The following is a 7,883-nucleotide window of genomic DNA, read 5'->3' on the forward strand; positions in this document are numbered from 1 at the left end:
CGCGCGGGACCGTCACAGCGCCCTCCTGAAGTGGGGAAGCGGATAGCGCTCGGTTGCCGGCGCCAGCCCTGCGACGAGCCTGCGTGCCTGCTGACCCACGGTAGCTGGGAGGCTCCCGCTGAGCCGCCGCCCGGCCGGGAAGGCGGTTCCGCCTGCCTCGCCGTGGCCGGCGACCCAGTCCCAAAAACTATCTGGATGCCAGCCGTCATGGGTGATCGCGAGGCCCGGCAGTGCCTCGTCCGGCGTACGGCCCGAGCGCTTCAGATCCGCGAGGCGCTCCTCGATCCGCTCGTCCAGCTCGAAGCCCAGGCTGAAGAGCGAGACGATCCGGTCGGGCTCATGGTCATGGCGCCGGAGCTCCGCATCGACCCGCCGGGCGGCCTCGCGCGCGCCCTGGAGCGTGGCCCAGCGCCAGGTGGACGGCAGCAGGCGACGGAATAGGTCCTCGCCGCCGTACTCGGATGCGAGGTCACAGCGCCACCAGCCCAGCCTATGCTCTTCTCCCGTTTCACCCGCCCACGCCACGACGAGCTGCGAGGTGAGAGCCATGTCGATGTCCGACAGCGGAATCGGCTCCCGATGGCTGGCAACCGGCGCGCTTTCCACATCGAACACACTCATGGCCCGACCTTATTCGCCCCCACCAGCAACACGTGAGCCATGTTCCCCATTGGAGTGATTCCTGGGGCTGGCAAGAACCCATCATAGCGGGAGGCACTAACACAATGGCCCGGCGTTGGAGGAGATGATCTCCGCGGTGCATCGTTTGCCTCGGAGACTGAGGCGCGTCGGCGTGCTGGCCGTGATCGGCGTCGAGGGGTGTGTTCAGTCAGTGGCGTGCGCCGTGAAGCGCTGTGATTTGAGCGGAGGTGGGAGACCTTCGCCTTCGGCCTGTCGCAGCAGGTCGGTGAAGCTGAGGGCAGCCTGATCCGGGTGATGCCGGGGAGGGCGAGAGCAGCCCTGACAAAGCCGGGACGTGCCAGTACTGCCAGATGGTGCGGGTCCGGTGAGCGTGATGGAGAGGAGTACGAGAGGAACCGACGGGGACTCCCCCCGAAGTGTGGACACCGTTTGTTACGCGGCGAGTAGCACCTTATCGGGCTGCTTCTCGTAGTCGATCGGGCTGAGATAGCCCAGGCTCGAGTGCCTCCTTCGGGTGTTGTAACGGGCTATCCAGGCGAAGACCGCCAGCCGGGCCGCCCGGGCGGAGGGCCACAACCTGGCACCCTGGAGCGTCTCCCGCTTCAACGTGGCATTGAATGCCTCGGCGAGCGCGTTGTCCGCACTCGTGCCCACCGTTCCCATCGACTGGCGCACTCCCAGCTGCCTGCACACGGCGGCGAACTCAGCGGAGGTGTATTGGGCCCCATGATCGCTATGAAAGATCGCCCCGTTCAGATCCCCACCCCGCATGGCTGCCGCGGCCCGCAGCGCATCGGCCACCAGTTCGGTGCGCATGTGGTCAGCGATCGACCAGCCCGCCAGCCGACGTGAATGCCGGTCGATCACCGTCGCCAGGTACAGAAAGCGGCCCTCAGCGACAGGCAGGTACGTGATGTCACCCACGTACCGCTGGTTCGGCTCGGGTGCGGTGAAGTCCCGTTTGAGCAGGTCGGGCACCTTCTGAGCCGCCGGCTCGGGCACGGTGGTACGAACCTTCTTGCGCAGGTGCAGCCCGACGATGCGATGGGTGCGCATCACCCGCTCGACCCGCTTGTGGTTGACGTGCACGCCGCCCTCGCGTAGTTCGGCGGTGACGCGTGGGCTGCCGTAGGTGCCGTCGAACTCGGCGTGGATCTTCTTGATCCTCGCGGCGAGTTCGGCGTCGGCCTGAGCGCGGGCCGCCCGCGCCGGGGCGGTAGCCCGCCACCGGTAGAACCCCGAGCGGGAGACGGAAAGGATTCGGCACAGTCGCTTCACGCCGAAGGCGCTGGCGTGGTCGGCGACGAACTGGAAGCGACTCACCAGTTGGTCTCCCCGGCGAAATACTTGGCCGCCCGGCGCAGGATGTCACGCTCCAGCTCCAGTTCCCGGATCCGGGCCTTGAGCTGCTTGTTCTCCTCTTCCACATCGCCAGAAGGTAGAGGCGTGTTCGAGCGCTTCGGCACCGGCTTCGCCTTCTCCGGTGCGGTGCCGGCCGCCTGGGCCTGGCGCACCCACAGCCGCAGCGTCTCACGGCTGATACCAAGATCCCGAGCCACCGAGGCGATCGTCCGGGCCGGATCTGACAGGTACAGCGCGACGGCGTCGGCTTTGAACTCAGGCGGGTAGACCTTCATGACCACCAGGAACTCCTTGGTCTCCAGATCTCCATGATCTGGCACTCAAGGTGTCCACGCTCCAGGGGGAGGCTCCGACTGAGCTTCCCCTCCTAGCGTGGAGACCGGACCGGGAGAGGTTTGGTCGTGGCAGGGACCACGAGGCGCCGCTTTGATCCGGAGTTCCGGGCCGGAGCGGTGCGCATCGTCAAGGAGACCGGCAAACCCGTCTCGCACGTCGCGCGGGACCTTGGTATCAACGAGTACACGCTGCACAACTGGGTGCAGATGGACCGGCACGCCAACGGGCAGGCCGGCGGTAACAACGGCGGAGGCGGGACGCTGAAAGAGTCCGAGAACGAGGAGCTGGCGCGGCTGCGGCGGGAGAAGGCCGAGCTGGTCAAGGAGCACGCTCGAGAGAAGGCCGCGTGGGAAAAGGAACGCGCTGAGCTGGAAGACGAGCGTGATGTTCTCAAGCGCTCAGTGGTCTTGTGGGTGAAAGAGGCGATGGGCCGGTGAGCGTGGCGGCCTTCATCTGCTCTCAGAAGACCGACCATGACATCGACCATGCCACCTCCTGCCGGGCGCTGGGGGTGTCGCAGTCGTGGTTCTACAAGTGGAAGAACCGCATCGGCCAGACCGCCCCGACGGCGCGTGAGCAGCGGCGGGCGCGCCTGGATGAGGAGATCAAGCGCCTGTTTGCGGCATCGGGCGGCACCTACGGCTCGCCCCGGATCACGCAGGACCTGCACGCCGAGGGCTGGAAGGTGTCGGAGAACACGGTCGCAGCCCGGATGGCTGAGCTCGGGCTGGCCGGCCGCGCGCCCAAGAAGCGCCGGTCGCTGACCCGGCAGGGTAAACGGCGAGCGGCGCCGGACCTGGTCGGCCGCACATTCACCGCGGTCGCGCCGGACGTGCTGTGGGTCGGCGACGGCACAATGATCGACACCGATGAAGGGCCGCTGTACCTGGCCACGGTTGAGGACCTGTTCTCTCGCCGGCTGCTCGGCTACGCCATGTCCGAGCACCACGACGCGGCACTGACCGTCGCTTCACTCCAGATGGCGGTGGCCACCAGGGGCGGGAATGTGGACGGGGTGATTTTTCACTCCGACCGCGGGTCGGAGTACACCGCTGCCCGCTACCAGGCCGAATGCCGCAAGCACGGCATCGTGCAGTCGATGGGCCGGGTGGGATGCGCTCTCGACAACGCCGCGGCCGAGGCTTTCAACAGCACGCTCAAGGTCGAGTACGTGCACCGGCAGCGCCTCCGAACTCGGGCCGAAGCCCGCGTGAAGATCGCAACCTGGATCACCGACTTCTACAACACAAGAAGGAGGCACAGCGCCAACGATGGACTGTCGCCCATCACATTCGAGCATCAGATGACCGAGAAGAGGCACACTTCAACGGCCCTGCTGAGGGCCGCTGTGGCATAGGACGTCTCCACGTTTTCAGGGGATTGACATTGCGTCGTATTCGGGAGGTCGCCATGACCACGTGGCTCATGCAAAACGTGAACCAAAGCCCCGACATACGCGCCGAATTCGACCCTCGCATCGCATCGTTGCGGAATGACATATTGCCGTGCGCCTGGCGGCCCTTCTAATTAGTCTCCTGGAACCACTCGTCAGCACTTGCGACGGACGCGATCGGCTGTCGGTAGGCAGTCATGCGTCCTTCCACCTCCTCGACGGCTCGCTGCACGAGGTCGCCCGGCCAGGCCGCGGGCGCTCGGAGCACTTCATCCGGCAGTTTCACCCGCATCGAGCCAAGCTTGATGTTGCTCGCCCAGCCACCCACAGGCAGGACCGAACGGCAGTTTCGCAGTACATCAAACCTGATCGTTTTCCCCTTGCCAGCGATGCCGACTAGTTCGCGCAGGTCGCCCATGCCAGGGTGGAGCAGCGGTGTGAATTCCTTTACGAGGCGCTTGTCGATCTGCTCGACGCTGCCCTCGGTCGCGACGACGCGCACCAGCCACAGGAGCTTTGGTGACAATTGGATCTGATTTAGTCGTAGTGGGCCCTGGAGCGTCAACTTGCGGGCTGCGGAGAATCTGCTGTACGCCTTGAGCCCTTCCCGCATAGCCCGGTAGTGCCTTGGCGCCAAGCTATCGACCAACTCGTTGAGCTGACCAGCGAGCCCGATCAGGACCGCTTGGTGTCCCCGGGTGAGTAGTGAAAAGACCCAATGACGTGACTCCAACTCTTCCCTGGCCATCGCCAAGCGCTGATGCCACCAGTCCACGTTCCCTCGGTTGTCACGCATCTCGGCCTCGACCTTCAGAGCCGACGCCAATTCCGGATGCCTGGACCTGACCATGTCCGCAATGGTGGCGAGGTCGACACCGAGCGAGATAGTGGCGACTGCCTGCCTGAGTACCCAGCCGTCGCCCCAGACCTCGGCCACCTGGATGAGCCGGTCCTGCCACTCCTGATCGCTCGCCGACATTCCGGGATGCTCACGCAGCTTGTTTGTGGCGCTCACGACCTCTGCGAGCAGGCTGTCGCTGAACTTGCGCCGAACCTGTGTAAGAGCCGCGCTTGATCCAGTTGTCCTGTCTACTGCGGTCGCCAGTGACGGGAGAAGCTGCGCGACCGCCGCGCCTTCGACGAGTTGCCCAACCGGAGTTGTCGGGTCCCAGCCAAGAAGAGCATCGCCGGCGCCATCGTTGATCTCATTCCGCACCACGATGAGGACATCGTCGGCGGTACCGTTGTAGCCGCCCTGCTGCAGTATTTCGGTCGCCCAGACCGTGTCCGACGTGACGACTCGAAGTAGTGCGGCCAAGTCTGATTCCCGCCGCGGTGACAAGTCGCTGAGCAGGCCAAGTTGACCAGCCGTCTGCAGCCATGCCCAGTTCGACTGCTGGTGCTTCCACCACCAGTCCGCAAGGTTGTCGTAGGAAACAGCATGTCTTCGAAGGCAGGCCGCTAACGTCGCCCGCATGACTGGGGACTGCTCGTCTTCGAGCCGTTCTTTCACGTGTTCTACCACCTGGGAACGACCCGCGCGCTCAGACAGAAAGAGTGCTGACCCCGAAACGTCGAGCAGCCCGTCCTCAGCCAACACCACTCCAGGGCCTTCAAGGATGAAGTCAACGACCTCTCGAATTGGGTCGTCGTTCTGCCCTTCGTATGTCCGGTCGTTCAGGAACAACGCGGCAGTCGAACGAAGCATCGGATGGAGGCCGAGGTCGCGATCCTTGCTCAACTGGCGCAGATTGTGCCGGATGCCGCGCACCTCGCCCTTGGAGAACATACCCACAAAGAACCGACAGACGTTGGACCAGTACGGGCGCACCAGGAGCGCGTTGAGGCAGTCGTCGCGTGAGTTTCTATGGCCTTTGATGGTTGCGTTCTCGAAAATGTAGAGCGCGGCAAAGTATTCGCGCAACGACTGCACCTCGAATTGGAACATGCCGGTGTCGCGCTCGACCAGGCACAGAACCCGCGTCGTGAAGGCCGAGAACAGCTTTTCGGTCAGCTTCTGTCCGTCCGCACGGCCTGCGAGGTGCTCGCGAAGCAGCGCTTTGAGGTGTTCACGCTTGATCGCCCCGGCCGTTTGACCTTCCTCGGCTGAGGTCTGGAGATGCCAAGCCAAGAACGCATGAATGTCCTCGATGATCTGCCGCTCCTGGGCGAGTAGCGGCTCCTTGTCCTCACGCTGCTCCCGATCAAGGAACGTCTTGAGGTACTCACTGTAGAGCTCTGTGCGCTGTTGCGGCAGCAGTTGCCGCCGATACAAGAGATGCAGCAAGATCGCGAGCTGCATTGGGTACGCCGCCAGCTCCCGGATGTGCGGCACGTGCTGGTTGTCCATGAACGTCTGTTGCAGCCTATCCGTGGCCTCTGGTGTAAGTCTGGCGACCACCGCCCACTGCTGCAGATACTGCAGCCGGAGTCCTTGAGACAACCGCCGCAGGTTCAGCCGCGGGAAGGCACTCGATGACCAAAGGGCTGACGTCGTGGCGCCCGGCCGCGTGCCGACCAGGACGACGAGGTCCGGCGACGCCTGCTCCAGGCGGACCTGCGTTGCAACAATCTCGTCGCTGACCATCTCGCGGTGCTTAAGGTTGGCCACCTCATCGAGTCCGTCTAGCGCGATGAGAACTGCCTCCGTCGAGACGAGTGTGGCTAAGTCGTCTACTTCAAAGCTCAGGCCGCCGCTGCGTCGTTTGATCTCCGAAGCGATGTACTCCTCGATGCTTGGCCACTGCTGAGCGTCGTTCCTGCCTTTGTCGTCGCCCTTGCGCGGGCGGTCGCTCTTCGCAGGCTTCAGGTCCCTCGTCTGACGGCTTGCCCACATCGCGTAATTGCGTAAGTCCAAGCGAATTGGCACGCGCGGCACCTTAGTGACTTCGGCAAGCTGTTGTTTCTTGCCGTCGTAGGTGTCATGGCCAAGCCGTCGGGCCCGGTGGAACTGGCAAACGTATTGGAGCAGCGTCGACTTGCCTTGGCCAGGCCCCCCGACGAGAAGGGCGCTGCCCGACCAGTCAGGGTGCAACAGAGCCTGCGCTGCGCCCGTCACGATCTGGTCGTCGGCGCCCTCAGCCGCCTCCAGATCACCTGGATGCTCGGTAGCGATGCGCCCCATGAGTTCGGCGACTCTGGCGTCAGGTCGACAGCCGAAGGGAACGTCCACGAACATCGAGTCGACGCTCGGGCCGTGCAGGTCGACCTGCTCAAAGAGAACCTTATTATCGAACGTGTATTGGTCGGCGAGATAGGCGCGGATGGTATTGCCGATCCGGTCTCGGCGTGCTTGTTGTTTCTCATGGTCGCTCCGCATCTTTATGAGCGCGTCGACCTTGTAGCCAGCTCCGTTGTTCGCATCAATCATCGTGTGGTGCGTCGGGCAGAGCAGGATGAGATTGTCGTACGTGTCCAGCTTGTCCTTTGGGTAAGCAGGGTCGTGGCGCGGCCCCTTGGGCCTGGCAGACCGGATATGGGCCTCCTGGGCGACCACCGTGACAAGCTCCGCTCCAGTGCTCGCGTCGGCATCATCGATGGTGAGTTCCTGCCTACACCCCGGGAAGGCACAGATGTTGCACGCGCGTGTCCAGAGCACCTTGCGATCTTTGGGGGAGATGGACACAGGATCCTCTTCGTCCGGCCAGTACGCAGCAGCAACATGAATTCTTTCAGAGATACGCGACAGTTGCGGCGGTTCCCGCACATTACGGGAGATCGATTTCGGGCAGCGGAGGTGAAATGGGACAACTGTGGAGGTTTAGTCGCAAGTCGTACCACTAGCCTCGATGATTCGTGCGCCCAGCAGGAGGTGAAGCCGTGACGTAGCGGTGGATCTTGCTGTTCGTAAGCTCGTCATCGCTTGCCGGTGGAAGTCCGGTCCGGGTAGCTGCCAGGAGGCTCGGTAGCAGGCTGGCGGTTTCGTCTGGAAACGGGCGGGGTCGAAGCCCAGCGTCAAAGGCCCTTTCATGGGGGAGCAACGATGCGGTCCGTAGCATGAAGCCAAGCCTGCGGCGTCGTTAGAGGTCCCGGCCGTGAGGTCGGGAACCAGGGAGAGCCGAGCTCCCGAATCCAGGGTGAAGGTGTGGACGATCACAGAATTGAGCAGCCCTGTGCTCACGTAATTGACCAGGTCCCGGTCTGATTTCTG

The 7,883-nt window shown here is 63.8% G+C and carries 5 protein-coding genes; 2 read left to right on the forward strand and 3 right to left on the reverse strand.

Going from position 1 to position 7,883, the window contains the following annotated elements:
- Positions 1 to 12 precede the first annotated feature (12 nt).
- Both brxE and IMZ11_RS21705 read right to left on the reverse strand, forming a co-directional pair.
- Entirely contained in the window at positions 13 to 621 is a 609-nt protein-coding gene (gene brxE, locus IMZ11_RS21700) for a BREX-6 system BrxE protein (RefSeq protein WP_228644187.1), read from the reverse strand.
- A 453-nt stretch (positions 622 to 1,074) separates the two neighbouring features.
- Positions 1,075 to 2,285, reverse strand: a protein-coding gene (locus IMZ11_RS21705) for an IS3 family transposase (RefSeq protein ID WP_228644188.1) whose coding sequence is annotated in 2 segments (ribosomal slippage) — positions 1,075 to 1,976 and positions 1,976 to 2,285 — 1,212 coding nt in all. Because the reading frame shifts where the segments join, the coding sequence is not laid out codon by codon here.
- Positions 2,286 to 2,405: 120 nt separating this feature from the next.
- Here IMZ11_RS21705 and IMZ11_RS21710 point away from each other — a divergent pair.
- Both IMZ11_RS21710 and IMZ11_RS21715 read left to right on the forward strand, forming a co-directional pair.
- Positions 2,406 to 2,777 carry a transposase gene (locus IMZ11_RS21710; protein WP_228644189.1) on the forward strand — a complete coding sequence of 124 codons (372 nt, stop codon included), beginning with the start codon at positions 2,406 to 2,408 and terminating at the stop codon, positions 2,775 to 2,777.
- Positions 2,774 to 3,697: an IS3 family transposase gene (locus IMZ11_RS21715; protein WP_228644190.1), complete on the forward strand. Its 924-nt coding sequence runs from the start codon at positions 2,774 to 2,776 to the stop codon at positions 3,695 to 3,697. Before IMZ11_RS21710 ends, IMZ11_RS21715 begins: the two co-directional genes overlap by 4 nt.
- A 166-nt stretch (positions 3,698 to 3,863) precedes the next feature.
- On the opposite strand, the gene IMZ11_RS21720 is transcribed toward IMZ11_RS21715, so the two are convergent.
- Complete coding sequence (locus IMZ11_RS21720; RefSeq protein ID WP_228644191.1) at positions 3,864 to 7,358, reverse strand: hypothetical protein; 3,495 nt, start codon at positions 7,356 to 7,358, stop codon at positions 3,864 to 3,866.
- Positions 7,359 to 7,883: the final 525 nt, after the last annotated feature.

The sequence above is a fragment of the Microtetraspora sp. AC03309 genome (genome assembly GCF_020826795.1).
Taxonomy (GTDB): Bacteria; Actinomycetota; Actinomycetes; order Streptosporangiales; family Streptosporangiaceae; genus Microtetraspora; species Microtetraspora glauca.

Coding starts and splice junctions, on each gene's coding strand:
- brxE (WP_228644187.1), bottom strand. CDS start 621: ATGAGTGTGTTCGATGTGGAAAGCGCGCCGGTTGCCAGCCATCGGGAG.